Origin of the sequence: Collinsella sp. AM41-2BH, assembly GCF_003468085.1 — a bacterium.
Lineage (GTDB): Bacteria > Actinomycetota > Coriobacteriia > Coriobacteriales > Coriobacteriaceae > Collinsella.
In genome coordinates this window covers 246-606 of sequence record NZ_QSGH01000051.1, presented here as the reverse complement: position 1 = coordinate 606, position 361 = coordinate 246, and the positions used below count along the sequence as shown (strand labels likewise).

The following is a 361-nucleotide window of genomic DNA, read 5'->3' as shown; positions in this document are numbered from 1 at the left end:
CTGAAGGCGCGCGCGGGCGTCGCGAAGCCGAGCGCGCCGCGCGGCTCGGAGTTCACGTGCGACATGGCGAGCGACAGGTCCGCCGGGGCCAGCCGGTCGAACCTGATTCCGGCGCCCTTGGGCAGCAGCTTCCTGATCTCGACGTGGTTGCGCTCGCAGGCGCCCTTCTGGTCGCTGCGCCTGGGGTCGCAGTAGAACAGCCTCGTCTCGCCCGGCCCCTCGCCGAGCAGCGCCGCGATCGCCGCCTCGTCGGAGAACTCGGCGCCGTTGTCGGTGAGGACGGCGCGGAACACGCGGCGCGTCCCGTCGGCGCCGAGGATGGCCCGGACGCCCTCCAGGGCGTCCGCGACGCACCCGGCGG

At 74.8% G+C, this 361-nt stretch carries 1 pseudogene; it reads right to left on the bottom strand.

Annotated features, from left to right (window positions below):
- A pseudogene (locus tag DW899_RS10425) lies at positions 1–361 on the bottom strand (IS30 family transposase); the annotation flags it as partial.